Origin of the sequence: Curtobacterium sp. MCSS17_016, from assembly GCF_003234255.2 — a bacterium.
In the GTDB taxonomy this organism is placed as follows: Bacteria; Actinomycetota; Actinomycetes; order Actinomycetales; family Microbacteriaceae; genus Curtobacterium; species Curtobacterium flaccumfaciens.
Genome location: NZ_CP126254.1, coordinates 1,589,241 through 1,615,008, shown reverse-complemented (window position 1 = coordinate 1,615,008; position 25,768 = coordinate 1,589,241). Strand labels below are relative to the sequence as shown.

Sequence of the window (25,768 nt, the reverse complement as noted above, 5' to 3'; positions counted from 1 at the left end):
ATCAGACGAATGAAGATCGTAGTTGTCGGCGACATCGGCTGGAAAGACCTTTACCACCTCGGCGATGAGGCCATGACGGACGCCGCGATCGAACTTCTTCGGGCACGTGGAATCACCGACATCACCGTCACCGGCGGCACCCCCGACATCGCCGCCGACTTCTACCAGGTGCCTGCGGTTTCGAGGATCGGCTTCGTTGGCCGATGGTCTCGTGCCCGGATGGAGGCCCGGCTCGCGCAGCTCGATGAAGAGTTGGCGTCGTTCATCGACGACGCCGGTGAAGCCAAGGACGCGATCACCGCGATCTCGCGGGCGGATGCCGTCCTCATCGCGGGCGGTGGCAACCTCAACTCAAGACATGTCCAGCACATGTTCGAGCGGGTGTCGATGGTTCGGATCGCCAAGCACTTCGGCAAGCCAGTCGCACTCACGAGCCAGACGATCGGCCCGGACATCGTGGACGGGGATCGCGCACTACTGCAGGAAATTCTCGACTACGCGGTCCTCATCGGTGCTCGCGAATCGGACACGCGCTCACTCCTCCTGCGTCTGGGTGTCGACCCTTCGAAGGTGCACCACTGCATGGATGACGCGCTCATGCTCACGGCCTCCGATGCCGATCATGCGGCGGTCGAGCAGTACGTGTCCGATCGGTACGTGATCGGCAGCTTCGCCGGGCATGCCAAGGGCACGCACCTCGACGACGACGAGTACTACCGCCTCCTGGCGATGCAACTCGACAGCCTCGGTGACCGGTACGACGCCCGCGTCCTGCTCGTGCCGCACGCTGGTTCGCTGCACGACGATCGCCGACGACACGACATCGGAACGCACGAGGAGATCCTCCGCCGCTCGCGTTCTGGCCGTCTCGAAGCTCTGCCGATGATCACAGCTCGACAGCTGGTGGCGCTCACGAAGGGTGCAACGCTGACGCTGTCGAGTCGGTACCACCCTGCGGTCTTCGGACCGTCCGCAGGCGTGCCGTCCCTGACGGTCGTTCCCTCGTACTACTCCTCCGTTCGGATGCGCGGTGCGCTCCGCAACGTCGGGCTCGAGGGGTTCGCCATGCCGGTGGACGCGGTCGAGAGCGGCACCATGGAGAGCATCCTCGTCGACATCGACGCCAATCGGCAGTCATTCACCGATCACATGTCGACGACGGTCGCTGCCCGGAAGGCCGAGCAGAACGTCTGGTGGGATGCGATCGTCGACGTCCTCCGCGGTGAAGGTCACACTCTGGTGCCGACCGGAGACGTCCCTTCCTGGACCGAGGGCCTGTCCTGGAACGCACCGTTGAAAGCCGTGTTCTCGGTCACCCATCGCCTTTGGGAAGAAGAGCGCCGCGGACGTGAGCAGCGCGCCCATTCTGCCGAGACCGCCATCGCTGCAGATTCTGCACTGGAGGCGGCGCGCCGGACCGAGGGCGATCTCCGTAACGAACTCAAGCTGGCGAACGAGCGTGGAGATCTCGCTGAAGCCGGTATCGCCGAGCGCGGCCGGATCATTCGGAGTCTTCGCCGGCAGCTGACCGAAGAACGATCACGGCGTCTGGTTCGCGTGGCCGACGCGGTGACCTCCCTCAAGAGGGCGCTCAAACGATGATCCTCGTCTCCCCACACAGATCATCGGGCGCTCCGGAGCGCCCGTCAATGATCTCGAACGCCATTGGATAACCTCGTCACCATGTTTGGAACCGTCTCGAACAAGAACCAGCGCGACCGACGACGGAACTCCGACAAAGACGCTCAGCTGAACGACCACATCAAGGATCTGCAAACGATGCAGCGTCCGGTGGTGCTCATCGCCGGGGAGGGGTCGTCAGGCACGCTCCCTCGATGGCGTCAGGCGTTCCAGTACCGGCTCCACGTGATCTCGGTGGCCGATGCCGCGGATTCGTTCGACGGCGTCACGACGGTGGTGGCCAGTTCGAACAGCGAAATGGCCGATTACCTGACCACTGTCGGACCGGTAGCAGCGGTCATCGACGAGCAAGCGGCGTCCATCCCGGAGCAGCTACAGCGGTGGCAGCGGCTCTTCTTCCACGTCGCACCCGGGGGTTCGTTTGTCACCACGAGGCTCCCCGAGCGAACTCCGTGGGACACGGCAGTCCTGGCGCTCACGTCGCGACGGATCAATCCTCGTGAGATCCGAGAGCTCCAGCGATCGGCAGGGATCACCTTCCAGTCGGACAAGTACTCCGTCACGGTGAAGGAAGTTGAACACCTCGTCAAGATCAAGGACGACGATGCGCTCGCCTTCCTTCCAACACGACTCGGTGCGAACAACGTTCGTCTGCTCGGTTCGCGCCCAGGTGGAAGGTCTTCTGGATCGTTGCAGGCGTCGTCTCACGGTTCGACATCTGAAGCGCGCCTCCCAGCCCAGAAAATGACGTACCCGGAACTCACGCTTCGCGAATTCCGAGGCCGTACCGACATCAAGGACGGCATGCTCGCCGTCAACACCTCGACTGTGCTCCCGAGCTCGTTCAAGCACCCATGGCGCACGCACAGCACGCAACTCCGGAACATCAACGACCTCATCGCCGTGGTGCGATCAGGAGACGCCGAGGCAGTCCACCTCGACGGCACCTACTACGACCTCACGAACTCAGCGCCGGGCAACGAAGCCCACTTCTTCACCGAATCGCTGCCGAAGCTCTGGGGATGGAGAGAAGCCAAAGAACGTGATCCATCGCTTCGAGCCTTCTACCGCATCCCGTCCCCGGATTGGGAGCCGCTCATCGAGCGAACCGTTCTCCAGGGATACGGGCTCTCCGCGGACGACATCCACTGGGAACACCGCAATGTCTCGGTTGGGACCTTCGTGAGCGCGTCGCAAGGTTGGCAGAACGGAGGTAGCCACTTCGCTCATCCGGTCACCCGCGACGTTTGGCGGAGCGTGCGGAGCACTCTCGTTCGTCCAGCCACTTCGACACCCCAGAAGTTGTTCGTGACGCGAGGCCGCACGGCGGAGACCCCAGGACCACGGAACGCGTCGGAAGTCGAGACGTTCTTCGCTACGCGCGGCTTCGAAGTCGTCGACGTCGACGCGGTCAGCGTGGAAGAGCGAGTCGACCTGTTCGGCAACGCCGCGGTCGTGGCCGGGTTCGCCGGCGGCGGGATGTACAACATGCTCTTCGCCGAGCACCTGGAGAAGGTCATCGTGCTGTCTCACGAGTCCAACACCGGCAGGAACGAACACCTCTTCGCTTCGCTGCTGACCGAAGAGATCCACTACTTCTGGTCGAAGCCCGACGTCGAACAGCCCGAGGATCGATTCTCGGGCGAGGCCTACAACTCTGAGTGGGACTTCGACTTCACAGTCAATCGTTCTGATCTCGAACGCGTCATCTCCTGACGCGGAGGCCGGTCGGCACTCGATCGGCCATGCGGCCGCGATCAGACCGTCTTGTTGTACGCGGCGGCGACTTCCTTCGTCTTGCCGATCATCTTCAGGTTGCCCTGGTCGAGCCACGCCACCTCGTCGCACATGTCCTTGACCGTGCTCATCGAGTGTGAGACGAGGATGACCGTGCGGCCCTCCTGCTTCATCTCCTTGAACTTCTCTCGACAGCGCTTCTGGAACGTGGCGTCGCCGACAGCCAGCACCTCGTCCACCACCAGGATGTCCGGCGTGACAGCGACCGCGACGGAGAACCCGAGGCGTACGTACATGCCGGACGAGTAGTTCTTCACGGGCTGGTCGATGAAGTGCCCGACACCGGAGAACGAGACGATGTCGTCGAACTTCCGCGTGACCTCCTTGCGACTCATCCCGAGGATGGAGCCGTTCAGGAACACGTTCTCGCGACCGGAGAGCTCGGGGTGGAACCCGGAGCCCACCTCGAGCAGCGACGCCTGCTTACCGCGGGCGGTGATCGAACCCTCCTCGGGCCAGAGGATCTTCGCCAAGCACTTGAGCAGCGTGGACTTGCCCGAGCCGTTCTTGCCGATGAGCCCGAAGGTCTTGCCCTGCGGCACCTCGAACGACACGTCCTTCAGCGCCCAGAAATCCTCGTGCACCGACTTCTTCCCGCGCATGACCATGCTCTTCAGCGAGTCGTTGCGCTCGTGGTACATGCGGAAGCGCTTGGAGACGTGTTCGACGGAGACGGCGGAGTCGTTCACAGGAGTTCAGCCAGCTTCTTCTCGTTGCGGGAGAACACGACGTAGCCGATCGCGAGCGAGGCGCACCCGGCGATGGCACACGCGACCAGGTCGGTCCAGTTCGGGAGGCGGTTGTCGTACATGAGGTTCCGGAAGACCTCGGAGAACCGCTCGATCGGGTTCAGCTTGTACACGTGGATGATCCACGGGTGCCCGGCCTTGTCCGCCGCGTCCTCGACCAGCGACAGCGGGTAGATGATGGGCGACAGGTACATCCACATCTGCAGTGCGATGCCGACCAGGTGCTGCATGTCGCGGAAGTGCACGTTGATGATCGACAGGATCAGCCCGAGGCCGGCGGAGAACATGGCGAGGAACACCATCGTCAGGGCGATCAGCGGCAGGTAGAGCCAGAAGTTCGACCCGGCGATCGCGAGCGCGACGAGCAGCACCCCCATCTCCACCAGCCACGTGAACCCGAAGGACCCGACGGCCGCGAGCGGCAGCGTCATCCGCGGGAAGTACACCTTCTTGATCAGCGAGCCGTTGGCGACGATCGACGTCATGCCGGAGTTGATGACGTTGCGCGCGAAGATCCACGGCAGCAGCCCGCACATGAGCCAGAGCGGGTAGATGTTGAGCCCGCTGGGGTCGCCGACCTCGAGTCGCGCCCGGAAGATGAACGAGTACACGATCGTGTAGATCAGCATCGTCGCGAGCGGGTTGATCAGGGACCACAGTTGCCCGAAGACCGTGCGGCGGTACTTGCCCTTGACCTCGCGGGCGGTGAGGTTCGCCAGGAGTTCCCGCGACGACATGAGCTCGTTCAGGTACGTCATGCTTCGGGTGCAGGCTCCTCCGGGGCGCAACGCAGCGCTCCTCACAGGGATTCGGGGACGAGACATTCTCGCACAAAGGTTGCACTTGCCACGTTCGACTCGGTGACGCATGTCCGCTGCGGGTGCCGCGGAGACGAACACCTGGTGAAACCTGAGTAGGGTTGGTGGGTGATCGTCAGCTTCGCCAACCACTCCACCGCGCCGGTGAACCTCGGCGGGGCGGAACGGTCACTCATCCGCTTCGTGGAGGACTGGCAGGCGCAGGACCCGGCCATGACGCCGACCTTCATCACCAAGGCCCCGCGCGGCAAGTTCATCGATGCCCTCGACGAGCGTGGCTGGTCCTACGACGCGCTGCGGTTCCGCGGGTGGGCGCTGCCGAGCCCGCAGCCGGCTCCGGCCGCAGAACGTGCCGCGTTCGCCACCGTCGACTACGCCGCGGTGAACGCGATCATCCGTCTGTACGAGCGGCAGCGCCCGGACCTGGTGGTCACGAACACCCTCGTCGCACCGTGGGCGTCGTTCGCCGCCGCGGTCCTCGGGATCCCGCAGGCGTGGTTCGTCCGTGAGTACGGCGACCTCGACCACGGGCTGCAGTTCCAGACCGGGCGCGCGGGTGTCCTCGGTGACATCGGCCTGCTGTCCGGCGCCGTCGTCACCAACTCCGAGGCGATGCGCGAGCACCTCGCCCAGTACATCCCCGCCGGCAAGCTCTCCGTCGCCTACCCGGCGGTCGACACAAGCCGACTCCTGGCGACGAAGGACGACACGCCTGCCGTCGCCCCCTTCCCGCAGGCAGAACCCGGCCTGCGGATCACGGTCCTCGGCCGCGTCGAGGAGTCCAAGGGGCAACACCGCGTCGTCGATGCGCTCGGCGCGCTGCGCCGACGAGGCGTGACCGCGAGCGTCTGCTTCGTCGGGAGCTGGAAGCACCCGGGTGAGGACCAGCGGCTCACCAATCACGCCCGCGCGCTCGGTGTCGCCGAGCACGTCGTCTTCGCTGGCGAGCAGCACACGCCCGCGCCCTTCATCCACAGGGCCGACGTCTGCGTCACACCGTCAACCATCGAGGCCTTCGGTCGCACCACCGCCGAGTACATGGCGCTAGGCAAGGCCGTCGTCGCCACGCGCCAGGGTGGCAGCGCGGAACTCGTGGAGCCCGGTGTGACCGGCGCGTTGGTCGATGCCGACGACACGAACGCCCTCGCTGACGCCCTCGCGGCGTACGCGGCCGACCCGGACACGGCCAGGAGGCACGGTGCGGCTGCACCAGAACGCCTCGCCACCGTCACGGGTGCGGGCCACGACAACGCGGCGGCCATCGCACGGTTGGTCGCGCTGGTTGGCACCGAGGGCTACCGGCTCCCCCAGGCGGCGCGCTACTGGTTCGAGCTGCCCGGCGCGTACGCCTCGCTCGGTGCGACGAGCGCCAGAGCCGCCGTCGGACTCCTCGCGAGCCGCGTGCGATCCCGCTCGGGGGCCGTCGGCCGACTCCTCGCCCGGCCGGGCGTCGTCGTCCGGAAGCTGGCTCGGCGATGACGCGCGACCGTCGTCCGGTCACGATCGTCGTCCCGATCTACGACGACCTCCCCGGTCTCGAGCGCTGCATCGAGGCACTGCTCGAGACGGTCGACTTCTCTGTCGACCGCGTGCTCCTGGCGAACGACGTGGGTCCCCGGGTCGACACGATCGAGGCCCGGGTGCTCGAGCTCGTCGGTGACCACGAGGGCTTCGAGTACACGCGCAACAGCCGGAACCTCGGCTTCGTCGGCAACTGCAACCGAGCGGTCCTCGACCTCGACCGCACAGGCAACGACGTCCTGCTCCTCAACAGCGACACCGTCCCGATGCCCGGGTTCCTCGACGAGATGACCGCGGTCCAGGCCTCGGACGACTCGATCGGTGTCGTGTGTGCGAGGAGCGACAACGCCACCATCGCGTCCTTCCCCTACGCGCGGCGGAACCCGCGAGCGAGCCTCGCACCGCGCCGCACTCGCGAGCTGCACGGCCGGACGAAGTACCTGCTCCCGCGGCACACGGTGGCCCCGGTGGCGATGGGCTTCTGCTTCCTCATCCGGCGCGAGATGGTCGAGCGCTTCGGGTTGTTCGACGACGTCTTCTCCCCCGGCTACGGCGAGGAGAACGACTTCTGCCTGCGGATCAACGAGCACGGCTTCACCTCGGTGTTGGCGAACCGCGCGCTCGTCCTGCACACCGGCTCGACGAGCTTCAGCGGGGATCGCGGCCCGTCACTCCGCCTGGAGCACGAGCGCATCCTGCTCGAGCGCTACCCCTTCTACGGAGGCGCGATCGCGCTCTTCCTCGCCCGGTACCGTGACGCCGTCGACGTGTTCGCCGATGCGTTCCTGCCCGACGACGACGTCGTCCGCGTGGCGCTGCACCTCCCGGCCGACCTGACCGACGAGGTCATCGCCCGGACCCGCAGCACCCTCGCTGCAGCGCCGGATGACGTCGTCGTCACGGTCATCGTCGCGAAGTCGCAGATCCGGGACGCCCGTGAGGCGTTCCCGGGCGCTGCGATCGCCGTCGGGGGCCGGCCACGGCAGATCTTCGACGTCGCGGTCGCGCTCGGTGCGCTGACCACGTTCGCGCAGCTCTCCGCGCTCAACGCCAACGCTCCCCGCTGGATCCTCGTCGACCCCGTGTCGCAGGACGTCCGGTGGTCACACGCGGTCGCGAACCACCGTGCGTCGGCGATCGACCGCATCCTGCGCCGCTTCGAGAACCAGAGCACGAGCTGGCGTGACGGGGACGACCTCGTCCGGCTCGTCCGCACAGCCGCCGCGAACGAGATCGACCCGGCGTCCCTGCGTGCTCGCTGGCACGCGGTTTCGGACATCGCCGAAGCGACCGGCCTCCTGGTGCACCGCGCGACGGTGTCGGTCCGACGCCTCGCCGCGCTCACGTTCGGTGCGCGCAACCCGCGCATCGTCGCCCGCCTCCGCGCGATCGCCGGCCGCGGCGCCTGAGCGACGACCGACGAGCGGACGGGAGGCCCGTGGCGGCGCCGCCACGGGCCTCCCGTCCGTCACGCGAGTGCGTTGACGACCGCGCGGTGTCGCGCGATGCTGGCCACGTCGAACGCACCGAGCAGGTGCAGCGTGGCGATCCGGAACACGAGGGCGCGCAGGAGCAGCTGCCGCCAATGGTGTTCGCCCTCGCCGAGATCGTCGAGGCGGTCGACGGACACGCCGTGCCAGCAGACCGCGTCGACCGCAGCGATCGCGGCTCCCGTGCCGGCCGGACGCCAGTACGGTGGCCAGTCGATGATCGCGGGCGCGAGTCCCTCCGCGAACAGGACGTTGCCCAGCAGGTCCCCGTGGATCAACTGCGCCGGCGCGTGGACGGGACGGAACGCCGCGGCCAGGCGGTCGAGGGTCGGGTCGGTCGGCAGTGGTACCTCGCCCCAGGCCATGCGGTCGGCGCGACGCCACGGGTCGTCGGTCTCGGGGTCGGCCGTCCGGAGGAACGCGGGGCACCCGACGCCGGCGACTGCGCGGTGGAAGGCCCGACCCGCTCGGATGACGTCGTCGACACGGGTCTCGTCAGCTGCCCCGGCGACGAACTCCCACGCCTCCCACTCCCCGCACCGCCAGGCACCGGCGCGAGTGGGCACCGGTCTCGGAGTCCGGAACGCCGACGTGTGGCCCAGGTCCGCGAGCACCGCAGCGCGCCAGTCCGTCACGAGCGCACCGTCGTGGGGCCGGAGGACGATGTCGCCCGCCCGCCAGGAGCGGCCGCGGCCGCCCACGAGTGGCACCGGTGTGGCTGTTCCCGCACCGAACGCGGCGAGCACTCCGGGGTCCGGTGGTGCCGGCTGGCCGTCGGTCACGCGGTCCGCAGGATCTTCACCATCGGCCGGCCCTTGGCGACCTCGTCGGCGAGCTTGTCGAGGTACCGGATCTGCCGCATGAGCGGGTCGTCGAGCTCCTCGATCCGCACCCCGCAGATCACCCCGGTGATCAGCGGGGCGTTCGGGTTCAGGTGCGCGCTGGCGAAGAAGTCCTGGAACGTGGTCCGGTCGGCCAGGTGCTGCGCGAGCGCCCGGTCGTCGAAGCCGGTCAACCACTCGATGACGGTGTCGAGCTCCGCCTTCGTGTGGCCCTTCCGCTCCACCTTCGCCAGGTAGTGCCCGTAGACGTCCGCGACGGGCGTCCCGAAGATCCGGTGACCGGCCATGGTCGCTGCTCCTACACCAGGCAGCGGGGTCCGAGCAGGCTCTTGAGCTCGCCGAACAGGTCGGGGGTCAGGTTCACCGGGAACGGCAGCTCGAAGGTGCGCGCGACGTCGTCCTTGAGCAGCTTCAACCGCACCTCGGTGTCACCCTGGTGGCGGCCGAGCACGGCGGCGAGTTCCGTCACCGTGGTCGTCGTGGCCTGGCGTTCGGGCAGCGACAGGGTGAGCGGGCCGGAGCCCATCGCGTCGCCGACGTTCGGCTGGAACATGCTCACCGCGTGCAGGGCCTTGCCGTCGTCGCGGACGTTGACGCGGCCGCGCAGGACGACGATCGAGTCGGGCACCAGGGACGGGCCGAACTCCTGGTACGTCTTGCCCAGGAACATCACGCCGATCTGGCCCCCGAAGTCCTCGATGTCGACGATGCCGTACGGGTTGCCGCTCGTCTTCGCCACCCGGTGCTGCACGCTCGTCAGCAGGCCGGCGACGGTCACCGTCTCGCCCTCGATCGAGTCGTCGGCGGTGAGCAGGTCGGCGATGGTGATCGACTGGTGCTTCGCGAGCTCGATCTCGAGCCCGGCGAGCGGATGGTCGGACACGTAGAGCCCGAGCATGTCCCGCTCGAACGCGAGCTTGTCGCGCTTGGACCACTCCGGACGGTCCGGCACCTGCGACACCGCGGCGCTCGGGGCGTCCTCGGCTGCCTCGGCGAAGAGCGAATCGAAGTCGAACCCGACGTTGCCGTGGGCCTCGTCGCGCTTGACCTTGACCGCACCCTCGACCGCGCCCTCGTGGATCTCCACCAGGGCTCGTCGGGTGTCGCCGAACTCGTCGAAGGCACCGGCCTTGATGAGCGACTCGACCGTGCGCTTGTTCGCCGACGAGATCGGGATCTTGCGCAGGAAGTCGTGGAACGACTCGAAGGCGCCCTTCTCGGTCCGCGCCTTGACGATGTCGTCGACGACGTTGAACCCGACGTTGCGAATGGCACCCATGCCGAAGCGGATGTCGTCACCGACGGCGGCGAAGAAGCCGATCGACTCGTTGACGTCCGGCGGCATCACCTTGATGCCCATCCGGCGGCACTCGTTCAGGTAGAGCGCGAGCTTGTCGCGGGCGTCGCCGACGCTCGTCAGCAGCGCCGCCATGTACTCGGCCGGGTAGTGCGCCTTGAGGTACGCGGTCCAGAAGGACACCACACCGTAGGCCGCCGAGTGCGCCTTGTTGAACGCGTAGTCGGAGAAGGGCAGCAGGATGTCCCACAGCGTCTTGATCGCCGCGTCGGAGTACCCGTTGTCCTTCATGCCCTGCTGGAAGCCCGCGTACTGCTTGTCGAGCTCGGACTTCTTCTTCTTGCCCATCGCGCGGCGGAGGATGTCCGCCTGGCCGAGGGAGAACCCGGCGACCTTCTGCGCGATGGCCATGACCTGCTCCTGGTAGATGATCAGGCCGTAGGTCGTGCCGATGATGTCCTTGAGGGGCTCCTCGAGCTCCGGGTGGATCGGCGTGATCGGCTGCTCGCCGTTCTTGCGGAGCGCGTAGTTCGTGTGCGAGTTCGCACCCATGGGCCCCGGGCGGTACAGGGCGATGAGCGCGGAGATGTCCTCGAAGTTGTCGGGCTTCATCAGCCGCAGCAGGCCACGCATCGGCCCACCGTCGAGCTGGAACACGCCGAGCGTGTCGCCGCGCTGCAGGAGCGCGTACGCCTCGGGGTCCTCGAGCCCCATGTTCTCGAGGTCGAGCTCGGTCCCCCGGTTCGTCTTGATGTTGTCGAGGGCGTCACTGATGATCGTGAGGTTGCGGAGCCCCAGGAAGTCCATCTTGATCAGGCCGAGCGACTCCGCTGCCGGGTAGTCGAACTGCGTGACGATCTGGCCGTCCTGCTCCCGCTTCATGATCGGGATGATGTCGATGAGCGGGTCGCTCGACATGATGACGCCGGCCGCGTGCACGCCCCACTGGCGCTTCAGCCCCTCGAGCCCGAGCGCGGTGTCGAAGACGGTCTTCGCCTCGGGGTCGGTCTCGACCACGGTACGGACGTCGACGGCTTCCTTGTAGCGCGGGTGGTCCTTGTCGAAGATCCCGGTGAGCGGGATGTCCTTGCCCATCACGGGCGGCGGCATCGCCTTGGTGAGCTTCTCGCCCATGCCGAACGGGAACCCGAGGACGCGCGAGGAGTCCTTGAGCGCCTGCTTCGCCTTGATCGTGCCGTACGTGACGATCTGCGCGACGCGCTCCGACCCGTACTTCTCGGTGACGTACTTGATCGCCTCACCGCGGCGCCGGTCGTCGAAGTCGACGTCGAAGTCGGGCATCGAGACGCGGTCCGGGTTGAGGAAGCGCTCGAAGATCAGGCCGTGCCGGATCGGGTCGAGGTCGGTGATGCGCATCGCGTACGCCACCATCGAGCCGGCGCCGGAGCCACGACCCGGACCGACGCGGATGCCGTTGTTCTTGGACCAGTTGATGAAGTCCGCGACCACCAGGAAGTAGCCCGGGAACCCCATCTGGTTGATGATGCCGACCTCGTAGTCGGCGCGGTCCTGCACCTCTTTCGAGATGCCGTCCGGGTACCGGTAGTCCAGCCCCTTCGCGACCTCTTTCTCGAACCAGGAGTGCTCGGTCTCGCCCTCGGGCACCGGGAACTTCGGCATGTAGTTGGCCGAGGTGTCGAACTCGACGTTGCAGCGTTCCGCGATGAGCAGCGTGTTGTCGCAGGCCTCGAGGTTGTCGCGGAAGACGTGCCGCATCTGCGCCGGGGTCTTCAGGTAGAACTCGTCGGCGTCGAACTTGAAGCGGTTCGGGTCGTTCAGCGTCGAACCGGACTGCACGCAGAGCAGTGCCGCGTGGGACTTGGCGTCGTGGGCGTGCGTGTAGTGCAGGTCGTTGGTGCCGACCAGCGGGATGTCGAGGTCCTTCGCCAGACGGATCAGGTCGCTCATGATCCGACGTTCGATCTCGAGGCCGTGGTCCATGACCTCGGCGAAGTAGTTCTCCTTGCCGAAGATGTCGCGGTAGTCGGCGGCGGCCTGCACCGCTTCGTCGTACTGGCCGAGACGCAGACGCGTCTGGATCTCCCCCGAGGGGCAGCCCGTCGTGGCGATGATGCCCTCGTGGTACTCCTGCAGGAGCTCGATGTCCATGCGGGGCTTGAAGTAGTAGCCCTCGAGCGACGCCTTGGACGACAACCGGAACAGGTTGTGCATGCCCGTGGTGTTCTCGGCGAACATCGTCATGTGCGTGTACGAGCCGGCGCCGGACACGTCGTCGCCCCCGCCGTCACCCCAGCGCACACGGGTCTTGTCCGAGCGGTGCGTGCGGGGCGTGATGTACGCCTCGGTCCCGATGATCGGTTTGACGCCACCGGCCTTGGCGGCCTTCCAGAACTCGAACGCGCCGAACATGTTGCCGTGGTCGGTCACCGCCACGGCGGGCATCCCCTGCGCGGCGGTCTCCGCCACGAGGTCGGAGAGCCTGGCGGCACCGTCGAGCATCGAGTACTCGCTGTGCACGTGCAGGTGGACGAAGGAGTCGGAATCCGACACGGAACCTCCGGTTCGTACGGTGTGCTGCGGGGTGGGAACAGCCTAACCGCGGCCGCCCACATTCCCGCGCGCGTCAGGGCGGACTGGAGGCACGGGGCGGGGCCGCACCGCGCCTCCAGTCCGGCAGCGGGTCGCGACACGCGCGGGGCGCGCCGCCGAGCGGGCCGGACACGCCGCAGGCGCGCCGCCGCGGGCGCAGAAAGCGTCGCCTGGCGGCGCCCCAGCCGACAGTTCGTACCCCCTCGGCGCAACGGTCCGGGCGCGTCGGCCTGGAGGCACGGGGCGGGGCCGCACCGCGCCTCCAGACCGGCAGCGGGTCGCGACACGCCCGAAGCGCCACGCCGAGAGGCCAGGACACGCCGCACCCATGCCGCCGCGGGCGCAGAAAGCGTCGCCTGGCGGCGCCGCAGCCGACAGTTCGTGACCCCTCGGCACAAGCGCCCGGGCGCGGCGGTCTGGACAGGCGCGGGGCGCGCTGCCGAGGGGGCAGGACACGCCGTACGCGGGCCGCCGCGGGTGCAGAAGGCGTCGCCTGACGGCGCCGCAGCCGACACTTCGTGACCCCTCGGCTCGAGAGACCGGGCGGGGCGGACGGGAGGCGCGGGGCGGGGCCCGCACCGCGCCTCCAGGCCGGCATCGGGTCGCGACACGCGCGGCGCGCGCCGCCGCGGGCGCAGGACACGCCGCACGCGGTCCGCCGCGGGTGCAGAAGGCGTCGTCTGGCGGCGCCGCAGTCGACAGTTCGTGACCACTCAGCGCAAGCGCCCAGGCGCGGCGGTCTGGACCCGCGGGCCGCCCCGCCGAGAGGGCAGGACACGCCGCAGGCAGGCCGCCGCGGGCGCAGAAAGCGTCGCCTGGCGGCGCCGCATCCGACCGTTCGTGACCCCTCGGCGCAAGCGCCCGGGCGCGTCAGAGCGACGCGCTCCGGATCTGCTCCAGCGCTGCCTGCAGGTCGTCCGGGTACTGCGCCTCGAACGACACCCACTCGCCCGTGCGGGGGTGGTCGAAGCCGAGCCGGACGGCATCGAGCCACTGGCGCGTCAGCCCGAGCTCGGCCGCCAGCACCGGGTCGGCGCCGTACATCGTGTCCCCGACGAGCGGGTGGCGTGTGGCAGCCATGTGCACCCGGATCTGGTGGGTGCGCCCGGTCTCCAGGTGCACCTCGAGCAGAGTTGCAGCGCGGAAGGCCTCGAGCGTCTCGTAGTGGGTGACGCTCGGCTTGCCCTCCGACGTGACCGCGAACTTCCAGTCGCTCGACGGGTGCCGGCCGATGGGGGCGTCGATCGTGCCCGAGGTCGGGTCGGGGTGGCCCTGCGCGAGTGCGTGGTAGACCTTCTCGACCGTGCGCTCCTTGAACGCCCGCTTCAGGTGCGTGTACGCCAGCTCGGTCTTCGCGACGACCATCAGGCCCGAGGTCCCGACGTCGAGGCGGTGCACGATCCCGGCGCGTTCGGCGGCACCCGACGTCGCGATCGTGAACCCGGCGGCGGCGAGGCCCCCGGGCACGGTCGGACCGTCCCACCCCGGCGAGGGATGCGCGGCGACACCGACGGGCTTGTCCACGACGACGATGTCCTCGTCGTCGTGCACGATCGTCATGCCCGGCACGGCCGCCGGCACGATGCGCGGCGGCTCCTTCGGGGTCCACTCGACCTCGAGCCAGGAGTCGGCGTGCAGCCGGTCCGACTTGTCGACGGGGACACCGTCGACGCGGACGCCACCGGCGGCGACGACCTCGGCCGCGAACGACCGGCTGAAGCCGAGGAGCTTCGCGATGGCGGCGTCGACGCGCTCACCGGCGAGCCCGTCGGGCACGGGAAGAGAACGCGATTCGCTCACGTGGCGTCGTGGCCCAGCGTGTCGCGACGGTCGCGGTCCTCCGGCCTGGATGCGCGGGTCGGCTCGTCGAGAACCGCGTCGGTCGACGAGAACGCGGCCCCACCGTCGAGCGGCTCCGCCGCATCGACCGGCTGCGCCGCGTCGAGCTGCACCTGGCGCTTGGCCGAGAGCGTGCGGGTGCCGTCGAGGTTCACGCCGAGGATCACCAGCAGCACGAAGACCACCATGCTGATGCAGATGAAGGAGTCGGCGACGTTGTAGATCGCCGGCATCATCCACGGCGTCGAGATGAAGTCGACGACGTGGCCACGACCGAAGCCGGGCTCACGGAAGAGCCGGTCGAGCAGGTTGCCCAGCGCGCCGCCGAGCAGCATGCCGAGCACGATGGCCCACCACATCGACCGGATGCGACGCGAGTACACGATGATCGCGACGACGACCGCGGCCGAGATGACCGAGAACACCCAGGTCATGTTCACCGCGAACGAGAACGCGGCCCCCGGGTTCCGGACGTACAAGAACTGCAACGCCCCGCCGAGGACCGGGACGGGGGTGCCGTACGGCAGGTTCGCGACGACCAGCGTCTTGGCGACCTGGTCGAACGCCACCACCACGACAGCGGCGAAGGCCAGTGCCGCGATTGCGCGGACACTGACCTTCGCTCGTGATGCTGGTCGTGACAACGTCAGTTGCCGAAGCCCTGCGCCGAAGCCGGCGCCGGGGTGAGACCGGACTGCTCGCCCGAGGTGTCGAGCTCGGAGAGCTGACCCTGGATGTAGCTCTTGAGCTGCGCACGGTAGTCGCGCTCGAAGGTCCGGAGCTCGTCGATCTTGCCCTCGAGCTGGCGCTGCTCCTGCTCGAGCACCGCGACACGCTGACGGTTCGTGTTCTCGGTGTCGGCGATGATCTGGCGCTGCTTCGCCTCGGCCTCGGAGACCAGGCGAGCCGCCTGGGCCGTGCCCTCGGCGATGAGCGCGTCGCGCTTCTCGATGCCCTCGCGGACGTGCTCCTCGTGGAGACGACGCGCCAGGGTCAGGAGGTTCGTGGTGCCCTCGGTGTCCTCGTCGGCGGGGACCGTCGTGGCCGGAGCCGCCGCGGCGACCGGAGCGGGCTCCGGTGCTGCCTCGACCGGGGCCGGGGTGGGCTCCGGCTCGGCTGCGGGAGCGGGCTGCTCGGCCTGCGCCGGCTGCGGGGCCGACTCGGCCGCCTGCAGGCGCTGGCGGAGCTCGTCGTTCTCCGCGGTCAGGCGACGGAGCTCGACCACGACCTCGTCGAGGAAGTCGTCGACCTCGTCCTGGTCGTAGCCCTCGCGGAACTTCGTCGGCTGGAACCGCTTGTTGACTACGTCTTCCGGCGTCAAAGCCATTGCCGTCACCTCAATAGAACTGCTGAACGTGTGGAACCGCGTGCGGTGCGACCGAATCTACCAGTCGTACCGTGCGGTGCGGATGCGCCACCGGAGCGGGCATCGATCCCGACCACCGTACACCGACGATGGGGCGGAACCGTGACCTGCGCCGGGCGTGGCGCGTGTCGCGGACGGGAGTCCGCTCAGATACCGCGTGCCAGAGCGGCGACCACGAACCGGGCGATGATGACGACGAGCATCACGATCGTCCAGCCGAAGTCGAGCGCCACCGGCCCGAGGCGGAGCGGCGGGAGGACCCGTCGCACCGCTCGGATGGGCGGATCCGTGACCGTGTAGACGAACTCGGACACCACGAGCATGCCCCCGCGCGGCCGCCAGGAACGGTTGAAGCTCTGCACGAGGTCGAGCGCGAAGCGCCCCCACATCACGAAGAAGTACAGGAGCAACGCGAGGGAGATGATCCCTAGGATCACGGACACGATGGGGCTCGCTCGTCTCGGGCGAGCGTCGTCGGACGACGCTCAGGGGCGGGTGTGCCGGGTACGGCTCAGGACTGGGCGAAGAAGTTCGCCTCGATGTCGGACTCTACCTCAGCGGGCTCACCGCTCACTGCGACGTGGGCCGGCGACAGGAGGAAGACCTTGTTCGTGACGCGCTCGATCTTGCCGAACAGGCCGAGCGACAGCCCGGAGGCGAAGTCGATCATGCGTCGGGCGTCACCCTCGGTCATCTGCGAGAGGTTGATGATGACGGGGATGCCGTCGCGGAAGCTCTCGGCGATGGACTGGGCGTCCTTGTACTCGCGCGGGTGGACGGTGAGGATCTCGTTCATTTCCTGGACCGGGGTCGCCTTCTGTGCGGTCGTGTGCGAGCGGCGGAGCGGAGTGACCTGGGCGCCGCGCTGGTGGGTGTGCGTCTTGGTGGGAGCCGGCGCCGCTGCGGGAGCGGCCGTCGGGGCTGCTGCCGCGGCGGGGGCTTCCTGCGGTTCGGCGGGCGCCGGAGCAGCCGCTGCGGCCTGGCGAGCAGGGGCTGCCTGCTGGCGCGCGGGCTCGGCCTGCTGCTCGTCCTCGTAGTCGAGTTCCTCATCGGCGAGGCCGAGGTAGACCATCGTCTTCTTCAGCGGGTTGGCCATGGTTCCTCCGGGGTTCGTGCTCGTGGTGCCCTGCAACGAGGCTAGGGTGCGGGCGGCCGGTTTCCCGTGATTGCGGTGCCGATCCGCAGGTGTGTCGCGCCCTCGAGGATCGCCTCGGCGTAGTCCCCGCTCATGCCGGCCGAGATGTCGGTGGCGCCGGGCTCGAGCGACACCACCCGTTCGGAGATCGAGCGGAGCCGGGCGAAGGCGGTTCGGGGCTCCTCGTCGAGGGGCGCGACCGCCATCACACCTCGCAGTCGGATGGTCCCGGTGGCGAGCACACGCGCCACCATCGCCTCGACGTCGTCCGGCTGCACCCCGCCACGGCCGGGGTCGTCGGTGAGGTTGACCTGCACGAAGCCGTCGATGACCGGCGGCTCCGGCTCGGCTTCGGTCGGGGCGAACGCGTCGACGACGGAGCCACGGTCGAGCGACTGCACGACGTGGGCGTACCGACGGGCCTGCCGGGCCTTCTTCGACTGCAGCTGCCCGACGAAGTGCCAGGTCAGGCCGAGGTCCGCCAGCTCGGCGGCCTTCGCCTGCGCCTCCTGGTGGCGGTTCTCCCCCACGTCCGTCACGCCGAGTGCGGCGAGCTCGCGCACGAGCGACGCCGGGTGGTACTTCGTGACGACGACGAGCGTCAGCTCGTCGGGTGACCGCCCTGCGACTCGCGCCGCGTCGGCGATGCCGCTCCTGACGGACGCAACGCGCGCCTCCAGTCCACCGTCGTGAGACGAGGCCTGGAGGCGCGTGTCGGCTACCAAGGGTGGGTTACTTCAGGAAGTCGGGGACGTCGAGCTCGTCGTCGTCGTCGAACGCCGGGTCGGCGGCGCGCTGCACCGGCGGCTGGTGTTCCTGCGAGGCCCAGGAGGGGCTCGACGTGGTGGAGTCCTCGATCGCGCCGGTCGAGGCGGCGACGGGCGCCGCTGCGCTCGACTCCGGGTCGACGTAGCTCGAGCGACGTTCCTTCTGCTGCTGGGCCGGCTCGCCGCCGTCGAAGCCCGCGGCGATGACGGTCACGCGGACCTCGTCGCCCAGGGTGTCGTCGATGACCGCACCGAAGATGATGTTCGCCTCGGGGTGCACGGCTTCCTGCACCAGACGTGCGGCGTCGTTGATCTCGAAGATGCCGAGGTTCGAGCCACCCTGGATCGACAGCAGCACGCCGTGCGCACCGTCGATCGAGGCCTCGAGCAGCGGCGACGCGACGGCGAGTTCGGCCGCCTTGATCGCACGGTCGGCGCCGCGCGAGGAGCCGATGCCCATGAGCGCGGAACCCGCACCCTGCATGACGCTCTTGACGTCGGCGAAGTCGAGGTTGATCAGGCCCGGGGTCGTGATGAGGTCGGTGATGCCCTGCACACCGGCCAGGAGGACCTGGTCGGCCGTGGCGAACGCCTCGACCATGGAGATGCCGCGGTCGCTGATCTCGAGCAGGCGGTCGTTCGGGACGACGATGAGCGTGTCCACCTCGTCCTTGAGGCCCGCGACGCCGTTCTCGGCCTGGGACTGGCGGCGCTTGCCCTCGAAGCTGAAGGGCTTCGTGACGACACCGATGGTCAGTGCGCCGATGGACTTCGCGATGCGCGCGACGACCGGTGCGCCACCGGTGCCGGTGCCGCCGCCCTCGCCCGCGGTGACGAACACCATGTCGGCACCGGCCAGGGCCTCTTCGATCTCCTCGGCGTGGTCCTCGGCGGCACGACGGCCGACCTCGGGGTCCGCGCCGGCGCCGAGGCCGCGGGTGATCTCGCGGCCGACGTCGAGCTTGACGTCGGCGTCGCTGAGCAGCAGTGCCTGGGCGTCGGTGTTGATCGCGATGAACTCGACCCCACGGAGACCGAGCTCGATCATGCGGTTGACGGCGTTGACGCCGCCGCCGCCGACACCGACGACCTTGATGACGGCGAGGTAGTTGTGGTTCGTGGTCACGTCAGTCAGGCCTCCGGTAGAACCCTCAACCTCTACTTGAAGTTCAGGGGCAATGCTGGTAGATGTGGTGCTGGCTCCGACGCTACGGGTGCGTTCGGCGCAGTGTCGCCCCGCCACGCCGCGTGTCGCCGATCAGGTCCGGCAATTCAGTCCTCGGCGCGGATCACGCCGTTGTCCGGTGCCGAGACGTCGTACTCGACGACGACGCCGGGGTTCCGCGCCGCGTGGTCCTTGACCAGTGCGGCGAGCAGTTCGGCCTTCGCGTCCGAGTCGTCCGGGCTCCCCCACACGACGGTCCCGCCGTCCTTGAGCGTCAGGGTGACGTCGTCTGCCGTCGACCCGGCGACGCGCGTCACCTGGGACCGGACCGTCGAGGGCAGCGCCAGCACGACCTCGGTCATGGTGCGGAAGCTCGAGGACCCCAGGCGCGCACGGGCGATGTCGGCGAGCGGCATGGTCGCCGGGCGCTTCGGCGACGACTGGACGACGATGCCCGCGGGGTCGACGAGGTCGAAGGTGCTGCCGGAGCGCACCGCGACCACCGGCGTTCGCTCGGTCACCGTGACGACGAGCGTGTGCGGCGGGGCCTCTTCGGTCACGTAGCTCTCGATGAGCGGGAACCCGGCGACGTCCCGCTTGATCGCGTCGAAGTCGAGCCGGGCCAGGGGCGTGCCGATCTGGTCGGACAGCGCCTGGCGCAGCGCAGACTCGTCGACACGGTTCGTGCCCTTGACCTCGATCGTGCGGAGCGCCATCAGCGGGGAGAACACCGCGACGAGGATCGAGACCCCGAGCACCAGGACGACGCTCGCCGCCGTGATCCACGCGGCGCGGCGGTGCCGGCTGCGCCGCGTGAACCGGCGGACCTCGGCACGCTCGAGCAGCCGGCGGCGCCGCTTCGCGATGCGCGCCTCGCGGGCGGTCTCGGCAGCGCGCACCCGCGCCCCGATGGGCGCTTCGGCGTGCTGGTCGGTCCGGGAGGCACTGCCTGCGTCGAGCACGTCGGTCACGGTCGCGTCGCGGTCGCGTGCACTGCCCGCCGCGCCCCCGGACGGTCGTCGCGCCCCGTCTCCTCGGGGCGCGTTGCCCGCGTCGGGGCGCGGATCGCGGTGGTCCTCGTCCGGTGTGTACTCGCGCAGGCGGTCGGCGACCGCCCCGAAGCCGGCGCCGACGCGACGGCCGGCCGCGCCCGCGAGGGCGCCGACGCGGTCGCGCGTCGAGTCGGCGGCATCGGTGGTCGGATCCGCGCCCGCGGACGGTCGTCGCGCCCCGATGCTCGAGGGCGCATCGACCGCTGGGGGGCGCGATCCGGAGGGACCGGGTGCCGGAGCGATGGCCGGGGTGGTGGAGGCCGGGGCCTCGTCGACCGGGGCGTCCGGGGCGGACGCGGGACGGGCCTCCCGGTCGTCGGCGACTCGTCCGCGGAACGGCAGCCGCGGCTTCGAGGGACCACGACGCTGCCGGGGCGCTTCCGCAGCCTCGGCCGGGGCGTCCCTGCGGGCGTCCCCCTCGTCGAACCCCTCGGGGCGCTTCACCGGGACGACGCTCCGTCGGTGCCCAGGGCGCCGAGCACCTGCGGGATGATCCGGTACACGTCGCCGCAGCTGAGCGTCATGATGATGTCGCCGTCACGGGCGACCGCGGCCGCGCGGGCCGCCGCTTCGTCCCAGTCGGGCAGGAACTCGACGCGCGACTGGTCGGCGAAGCGCTCCTGCACCAGGGCACCGGTCACGCCGGGCTCCGGGTCCTCGCGGGCGCCGTAGACGTCGAGCACGACCGTGTGGTCGGCGAGCTCCTCGTACACCTTGGCGAAGTCGCCGGCCATCAGGCGGGTGCGCGAGTACAGGTGCGGCTGGTGGATCGCGATGATGCGACCGTCACCGACGACGTTACGGGCGGCCTTGAGCGCCGCGGCGACCTCGGTCGGGTGGTGCGCGTAGTCGTCGTAGACCGAGACGCCGCGCTCGACGCCGTGCAGCTCGAAGCGGCGCTGGGTGCCACCGAACGCCTCGAGCCCGCGGACCGCGTCGGCCGGGGCGACGCCGAGTCCGGTCAGGACCGCGAAGGCGCCGACGGCGTTGATCGCGTTGTGGCGGCCGGGCACGCGGAGGGTCAGGTGGTACGCCTCGCCACCGGCGCGGAAGTCGACCTCGACGCCCGCCGACTCGGTGATGCCCTCGATGCGGACGTCCGCGTCGACGGCCTCGCCGAACGTGACGATCTCGGGGGCGTCCGGGCGCTGGCGGATGCCGGCCGTGACCGTCTTCGCGCCGGCGTCGTCGCTCGAGATGACGACGCGCTCGCTCGCCTTCGCGGCGAACTCGACGAAGGCCTCGGTGAAGGCCTCCTCGCTGCCGTAGTGGTCCAGGTGGTCGGCGTCGACGTTGGTGATCAGTGCCACGGCGACGTCGTAGAGCAGGAACGAGCCGTCGGACTCGTCGGCCTCGACCACGAACAGGTCGCTGGACCCCGGGGCCGAACTCGTGCCGAGGGACTGGATGACGCCGCCGTTGACGAAGCTCGGGTCGAGGCCGAGCTCGACCATCGCGGTGACGATCATGCCGGTCGAGGTGGTCTTGCCGTGCGCACCGGCGACCGCGACCAGGCGGTGCTCGGCGATCAGGGCGGCGAGGGCCTGCGAGCGGTGGAGCACCGGCAGACCGCGGCGCTGCGCCTCGAGGAGTTCGGGGTTGTCGGGCCAGAGGGCACTCGTGACGACGATGGTGTCGGCCTGGCCGACGTTCGCGGCGTCGTGACCGATGTGCACGGTCGCCCCGAGGTCGCGCATCGTGACGGTCGTCTCCGTCTCGCGGGAGTCGCTGCCCGTGACGCGGTGCCCGGCGGCGAGGAACATCCGCGCGATCCCGCTCATCCCCGCGCCGCCGATGCCGACGAAGTGCACCGTGCCCAGGTCGTTCGGAATCGGCTGGGTCAGGTCCGGCTTGATGGTCATCGTTCCTCCGTGGTGCTGGGGGCCTGCTTCGCGGCGTCGAGGACCAGGTCGGTCATCCGGTCGGCGCCGTCGCGGTGGCCGACGCTGCCCGCCCGGACGGTCATGTCCGCGATGCGGGAGCGGTCCTGCAGGATGCTCAGCAGCTGGAACGTCACCCAGTCCTGATCGAATTCCCCGTCGGCCACCAGGACGGCTCCCCCGGCGTCGACGACGTCCTTCGCGTTGTGGCGCTGCTCACCGTTGCCCACCGGGTACGGCACGAGCACACTCGGCAGCCCGACGGCGGTCAGCTCGCACACCATGCCGGCACCGGACCGCGACACGACGAAGTCGCTCGCCGCGTACGCCAGGTCCATCCGGTCGCAGTAGGGCAGCACGTGGTAGCCGTCGAGGTCGCTCGGGCCGATGTCCGACGCGGCGCCCACGACGTGCAGGACCTGCCAGCCGGCTCCGACGATCGCGGCGGCGGACTTGTTGATCGTCCGGTTGATGCTCCGTGCGCCCGAGGAGCCACCGGTCACGAGCAGCACGGGACGGTCCGGGTCGAGCCCGAACTCGGCGAGCCCCTCGGCCCGGACAGCACGGCGGTCGAGCGACTCGATCTCGCGACGGAGCGGCATGCCGACGACGCGGCCGTGACGGAGGCGGGTGTTCGAGAAGGTGAGGCCGACGTGCTCGGTGAGGAACGCGGCGAGGCGGTTCGCGAGCCCGGGCTTCGCGTTCTGCTCGTGCACGACGATCGGGGTGCCGGTGCGGCGGGCGGCGATGTACGCCGGAGCGGCCGCGTAGCCACCGACACCGAGGACCACCTCGATCTCGTGGTCGCGGATGATCTGCTCGGTCCGCTTGACCGCCGCCGCGAACCGCTGCGGGAAGCGCAGGGCGGCTCCGTTCAGCTTCCGCGGGAACGGCAGGCGCGGGATCGTCAGCAGCTCGTAGCCGCGCATCGGGACGAGACGGGACTCCAGGCCCTCGGCGGTGCCCAGCACGAGCACCTCGGCGCCCGGCTCCCGCTCGGTCAGCCGGTCGGCGACCGCGAGCAGGGGGTTGACGTGGCCGGCGGTGCCGCCGCCGGCGAAGAGGTACTTGCTCACCGCAGTGGTCCGTTCGTGGAGGTCCGGCCGAGTGGGGCGTTCGTCAGGCCGGGGTCGTTCTTGCCGGGCAGGTCACGGGCGAAGGAGAGCACGACGCCGATCGCCACCAGGGTCATGATGAGGGCCGAACCACCGGCCGAGATGAGTGGCAGCGGCACACCGAGCACGGGCAGCAGGCCGAGGACGACCGCGATGTTGATGAGCGCCTGGCCGATGATCCACGCGAGGATGCCACCGGTGACGGTCTTCACGAAGGGGTCGCGGGACTGCCGGATGATCTTGATCATGCCGACGGCGAGCACCACGAACAGGCTGAGCACCACGACGGCGCCGATCAGGCCGAGCTCCTCGCCGATGATCGCGAAGATGTAGTCGTTGTCCGCCTCGGGCAGCCACGACCACTTCGCCTTCGAGTTGCCGAGGCCGACGCCGAACACACCGCCGGACGCGAGCGCCCACATGCCGTGCACGGGCTGCCAGCAGATGTCCTGGTACTGGCTGGTGTCGGTGCATCCCGACAGCCAGGCGCTGATGCGGGTCGAGCGCGAGGCCGAGGCCATCGTCACGAAGGGCAGCATCACGGCGAACGCACCGAGGCCGACGAGCAGGTGCCGGGCGCGGACGCCGCCGATGTACAGCGCGCCGAACACCAGGATGAGCATGACCATCGCGGTGCCCTGGTCACCGCCGAGGACGACGAGCCCGAGCGAGAGCATCGAGGCGATCCCGATCGGGATGAACACCTCTTTCCAGTCGTCGAGCTTGTCCCGCTTGACGTAGATGATGGCGCCGATGCCGAGCACCAGGCCGAGCTTCACGACCTCGGACGGCTGCGCGGTGAACGACCCGAGCTCGATCCAGTTCCGGTTGCCCTGGATGTCGATGCCGAGCGGGGTGAACACGAGCAGCTGCAAGACGAGCGCCGCACCGAGCAGCCGCATCGCCCACTTCCGCCAGATCCGGGTCGGGACCCGGCTGGCGATGAGCATGAGCGGCACGCCGAGCACGGCGTACAGGCCCTGGCGGGACGCCGCCCCGAAGAAGTCGTGGGTCGCCGCGTACTCCTCGACGCTCGACGAGGACAGCACCATCACGACGCCGAAGACGACGAGGAACAGCGTGACGCCGAGGATCGTGTAGAAGGTGCTGGACTCCGCGACGAAGACGTTCTTGACGGCGACGATCGCGCCGTTCGTCCGTCGTGGGGTCGTCGCGGTCCGGCCGTTACGGCTGTTCGGAAGATCCGTCGGTGTCGTCGCCATCGACTTCTCCTCCCAGGTGCTCGTTGACCGCGGCCGCGAAACGCTGCCCCCGGTCGGCGTAGGAGCCGAACTGGTCGAACGACGCCGCCGCCGGGGCGAGGAGGACGGTGTCGCCCGGCCTCGCGACCGATGCGGCATGCCGGACCGCCTCGCGCATGACCTGATCAGTGTCCGTCGTCTCCACCTGGAGCACCGGGACCGTGGACGCGTGTCGCGCGAATGCCTCGAGCACCGGGGACCGGTCGGTGCCGATGACCACGACGGCGCGGACGCCGGGGCCGAAGCGCTCGACCAGCCCGTCGACGTCGACGCCCTTGAACAGACCGCCGACGATCCACACCACGGTGTCGAACGACGCGAGCGACGCGGTGGCGGCGTGCGGGTTCGTTGCCTTGGAGTCGTCGACCCAGGTGATGCCGTCCGCCTGGGCGACGAGCTCGGTGCGGTGGTGGTCGGCGCGGAACGCCCGGACGGCCGACTGGATGGCGCTCGGCTGGACGGTGCCGGCACGGGCCAGGGCAGCGGCGGCCAGGACGTTCATGGTCATGTGCGGGCTGGCGAGCCCGGCGGCCTCGAGGTCGGCGATGGTCGACAGCTCGAGCGCGCTGTTGCGGCGGTCCTCGTTGAAGGCCCGGTCGCACAGGACGTCCTCGACGATGCCGACGTCACCGGGAGCGGGGACGCCGGGGGTGAAGCCGACCGCACGGCAGCCCTCCACCACGTCGGCCTCCTGCACCATCTGCCGGGTGGCCTCGTCGGAGGTGTTGTAGACGCACGCCATCACGGTGCGCTCGTAGACCTTGGCCTTCGCCGCGCGGTACGCCTCGGCGGAGCCGTGCCACTCCAGGTGGTCGTCGGCGATGTTCAGGCAGGCGCTCGCGAGCGGCACCACGGCGCCGTCACCGGAGGTCGCCGCGTAGTGCAACTGGTGGCTCGAGAGCTCGACGACGAGCACGTCGTAGCCGACCGGGTCGCGGACGACGTCGAGCACCGGCACGCCGATGTTCCCGCACGCGACGGCGCGCAGGCCGCCGGCCTCGTACATCGCGGTCGTGAGCTGTGTCGTCGTGGTCTTGCCGTTCGTGCCCGTGATCGTGATCCAGGGGGCCGCGACCGGGCCGCGGACGACCTTGTCGCGCACGCGCCAGGCGAGCTCGATGTCGCCCCAGACGGTGCTGTTCGTCACCGACCACTGCACGGTGGCGTTGTGCGGGGGCAGCCCCGGCGACACGATGACCACGTCGGGTGCCTGCTGCACGAGGGCGTCCGGCACGGTGTCGAGCGGCGCCTGCAGGAACCGGGCACCGATCACGTCGAGCAGCTCGACGCTGTCGGCGGGGGCGTCGGACGAGTAGACCGTCACCTCGCTGCCGAGCTCCACGAGCGTGTCGGCGACCGAGAAGCCGGTGGCACCGAGGCCGAGTACGGCGACGTTGAGTCCCTTCCACCCCTCGGAGTACCAGCTGTCGAGGGACTGGAGGCGGGACGGCGAGGACACCG

General features: G+C 69.3%; 21 protein-coding genes. 4 read left to right on the top strand and 17 right to left on the bottom strand.

Annotation, left to right across the window (positions count from 1 at the left end):
* Positions 1-9: 9 nt before the first annotated feature.
* Positions 10-1,602 carry a polysaccharide pyruvyl transferase family protein gene (locus DEJ19_RS07690; RefSeq protein ID WP_111233515.1) on the top strand — a complete coding sequence of 531 codons (1,593 nt, stop codon included), beginning with the start codon at positions 10-12 and terminating at the stop codon, positions 1,600-1,602.
* An 81-nt stretch (positions 1,603-1,683) separates the two neighbouring features.
* Complete coding sequence (locus tag DEJ19_RS07685; protein WP_111233514.1) at positions 1,684-3,357, top strand: glycosyltransferase family 61 protein; 1,674 nt, start codon at positions 1,684-1,686, stop codon at positions 3,355-3,357.
* Positions 3,358-3,398: 41 nt separating this feature from the next.
* Here the strand turns inward: DEJ19_RS07685 and DEJ19_RS07680 are convergent, their stop codons facing one another.
* Both DEJ19_RS07680 and DEJ19_RS07675 read right to left on the bottom strand, forming a co-directional pair.
* Positions 3,399-4,127, bottom strand: coding sequence for an ABC transporter ATP-binding protein (locus DEJ19_RS07680; RefSeq protein ID WP_258377424.1), 729 nt, complete (start codon positions 4,125-4,127; stop codon positions 3,399-3,401).
* Complete coding sequence (locus DEJ19_RS07675; protein WP_111023116.1) at positions 4,124-4,945, bottom strand: ABC transporter permease; 822 nt, start codon at positions 4,943-4,945, stop codon at positions 4,124-4,126. Before DEJ19_RS07675 ends, DEJ19_RS07680 begins: the two co-directional genes overlap by 4 nt.
* Before the next feature lie 168 nt (positions 4,946-5,113).
* Here DEJ19_RS07675 and DEJ19_RS07670 point away from each other — a divergent pair, with 168 nt between their 5' ends.
* Together DEJ19_RS07670 and DEJ19_RS07665 are read left to right on the top strand one after the other, a co-directional pair.
* Positions 5,114-6,484 carry a glycosyltransferase family 4 protein gene (locus DEJ19_RS07670; protein ID WP_111233513.1) on the top strand — a complete coding sequence of 457 codons (1,371 nt, stop codon included), beginning with the start codon at positions 5,114-5,116 and terminating at the stop codon, positions 6,482-6,484.
* The gene (locus DEJ19_RS07665) at positions 6,481-7,935 is read left to right on the top strand and encodes a glycosyltransferase family 2 protein (RefSeq protein WP_111233512.1); all 1,455 of its coding nucleotides are present in this window, start codon (positions 6,481-6,483) and stop codon (positions 7,933-7,935) included. The genes DEJ19_RS07670 and DEJ19_RS07665 overlap by 4 nt, the downstream gene beginning before the upstream one ends.
* A 59-nt stretch (positions 7,936-7,994) precedes the next feature.
* Here the strand turns inward: DEJ19_RS07665 and DEJ19_RS07660 are convergent, their stop codons facing one another.
* The 15 genes from DEJ19_RS07660 to murD form a co-directional block, all read right to left on the bottom strand.
* A complete protein-coding gene (locus tag DEJ19_RS07660) occupies positions 7,995-8,798 on the bottom strand; it encodes a hypothetical protein (RefSeq protein ID WP_111233511.1) in 804 nt (267 codons plus the stop codon).
* Positions 8,795-9,145 (bottom strand): DUF2200 domain-containing protein, encoded by a 351-nt coding sequence (locus DEJ19_RS07655; protein WP_111233510.1) that lies wholly within the window; start codon positions 9,143-9,145, stop codon positions 8,795-8,797. The genes DEJ19_RS07660 and DEJ19_RS07655 overlap by 4 nt, the downstream gene beginning before the upstream one ends.
* Before the next feature lie 11 nt (positions 9,146-9,156).
* Positions 9,157-12,636 (bottom strand): DNA polymerase III subunit alpha, encoded by a 3,480-nt coding sequence (gene dnaE / locus DEJ19_RS07650; RefSeq protein ID WP_071245757.1) that lies wholly within the window; start codon positions 12,634-12,636, stop codon positions 9,157-9,159.
* A gap of 960 nt (positions 12,637-13,596) precedes the next feature.
* Positions 13,597-14,526, bottom strand: coding sequence for an RluA family pseudouridine synthase (locus DEJ19_RS07645; protein ID WP_111233509.1), 930 nt, complete (start codon positions 14,524-14,526; stop codon positions 13,597-13,599).
* Positions 14,523-15,209 (bottom strand): signal peptidase II, encoded by a 687-nt coding sequence (gene lspA / locus DEJ19_RS07640; protein WP_258377423.1) that lies wholly within the window; start codon positions 15,207-15,209, stop codon positions 14,523-14,525. The genes DEJ19_RS07645 and lspA overlap by 4 nt, the downstream gene beginning before the upstream one ends.
* A 2-nt stretch (positions 15,210-15,211) precedes the next feature.
* Complete coding sequence (locus DEJ19_RS07635; RefSeq protein ID WP_071405424.1) at positions 15,212-15,892, bottom strand: DivIVA domain-containing protein; 681 nt, start codon at positions 15,890-15,892, stop codon at positions 15,212-15,214.
* Between the two features lie 185 nt (positions 15,893-16,077).
* Positions 16,078-16,374: a YggT family protein gene (locus DEJ19_RS07630; protein ID WP_084741074.1), complete on the bottom strand. Its 297-nt coding sequence runs from the start codon at positions 16,372-16,374 to the stop codon at positions 16,078-16,080.
* Between the two features lie 68 nt (positions 16,375-16,442).
* On the bottom strand, positions 16,443-17,027 hold the full coding sequence (locus tag DEJ19_RS07625) for a cell division protein SepF (RefSeq protein WP_111095408.1): 585 nt from the start codon (positions 17,025-17,027) through the stop codon (positions 16,443-16,445).
* A gap of 41 nt (positions 17,028-17,068) precedes the next feature.
* Positions 17,069-17,791, bottom strand: coding sequence for a YggS family pyridoxal phosphate-dependent enzyme (locus DEJ19_RS07620; protein ID WP_111233508.1), 723 nt, complete (start codon positions 17,789-17,791; stop codon positions 17,069-17,071).
* A 7-nt stretch (positions 17,792-17,798) separates the two neighbouring features.
* Positions 17,799-18,959 (bottom strand): cell division protein FtsZ, encoded by a 1,161-nt coding sequence (ftsZ, locus tag DEJ19_RS07615; RefSeq protein ID WP_027465251.1) that lies wholly within the window; start codon positions 18,957-18,959, stop codon positions 17,799-17,801.
* A gap of 146 nt (positions 18,960-19,105) precedes the next feature.
* Positions 19,106-20,494 carry a cell division protein FtsQ/DivIB gene (locus DEJ19_RS07610; protein WP_111233507.1) on the bottom strand — a complete coding sequence of 463 codons (1,389 nt, stop codon included), beginning with the start codon at positions 20,492-20,494 and terminating at the stop codon, positions 19,106-19,108.
* Positions 20,491-21,912: a UDP-N-acetylmuramate--L-alanine ligase gene (gene murC / locus DEJ19_RS07605; protein ID WP_111233506.1), complete on the bottom strand. Its 1,422-nt coding sequence runs from the start codon at positions 21,910-21,912 to the stop codon at positions 20,491-20,493. Before murC ends, DEJ19_RS07610 begins: the two co-directional genes overlap by 4 nt.
* Positions 21,909-23,006, bottom strand: a complete 1,098-nt coding sequence (murG, locus tag DEJ19_RS07600; RefSeq protein ID WP_071405419.1) for an undecaprenyldiphospho-muramoylpentapeptide beta-N-acetylglucosaminyltransferase — start codon at positions 23,004-23,006, stop codon at positions 21,909-21,911. Before murG ends, murC begins: the two co-directional genes overlap by 4 nt.
* Positions 23,003-24,268 (bottom strand): putative lipid II flippase FtsW, encoded by a 1,266-nt coding sequence (gene ftsW / locus DEJ19_RS07595; RefSeq protein ID WP_071405418.1) that lies wholly within the window; start codon positions 24,266-24,268, stop codon positions 23,003-23,005. Before ftsW ends, murG begins: the two co-directional genes overlap by 4 nt.
* Positions 24,231-25,766 carry a UDP-N-acetylmuramoyl-L-alanine--D-glutamate ligase gene (murD, locus tag DEJ19_RS07590; protein WP_111233505.1) on the bottom strand — a complete coding sequence of 512 codons (1,536 nt, stop codon included), beginning with the start codon at positions 25,764-25,766 and terminating at the stop codon, positions 24,231-24,233. The genes ftsW and murD overlap by 38 nt, the downstream gene beginning before the upstream one ends.
* Positions 25,767-25,768: the final 2 nt, after the last annotated feature.

Bases quoted from the DNA above. Each gene is read 5' to 3' on its own strand.
- dnaE (WP_071245757.1), bottom strand. From the start codon at position 12,636: ATGCTCGACGGTGCCGCCAGGCTCTCCGACCTCGTGGCGGAGACCGCC.
- DEJ19_RS07675 (WP_111023116.1), bottom strand. From the start codon at position 4,945: ATGACGTACCTGAACGAGCTCATGTCGTCGCGGGAACTCCTGGCGAAC.
- DEJ19_RS07690 (WP_111233515.1), top strand. From the start codon at position 10: ATGAAGATCGTAGTTGTCGGCGACATCGGCTGGAAAGACCTTTACCAC.
- DEJ19_RS07665 (WP_111233512.1), top strand. From the start codon at position 6,481: ATGACGCGCGACCGTCGTCCGGTCACGATCGTCGTCCCGATCTACGAC.
- DEJ19_RS07635 (WP_071405424.1), bottom strand. From the start codon at position 15,892: ATGGCTTTGACGCCGGAAGACGTAGTCAACAAGCGGTTCCAGCCGACG.
- DEJ19_RS07625 (WP_111095408.1), bottom strand. From the start codon at position 17,027: ATGGCCAACCCGCTGAAGAAGACGATGGTCTACCTCGGCCTCGCCGAT.
- murC (WP_111233506.1), bottom strand. From the start codon at position 21,912: ATGACCATCAAGCCGGACCTGACCCAGCCGATTCCGAACGACCTGGGC.
- DEJ19_RS07685 (WP_111233514.1), top strand. From the start codon at position 1,684: ATGTTTGGAACCGTCTCGAACAAGAACCAGCGCGACCGACGACGGAAC.
- DEJ19_RS07655 (WP_111233510.1), bottom strand. From the start codon at position 9,145: ATGGCCGGTCACCGGATCTTCGGGACGCCCGTCGCGGACGTCTACGGG.
- ftsW (WP_071405418.1), bottom strand. From the start codon at position 24,268: ATGGCGACGACACCGACGGATCTTCCGAACAGCCGTAACGGCCGGACC.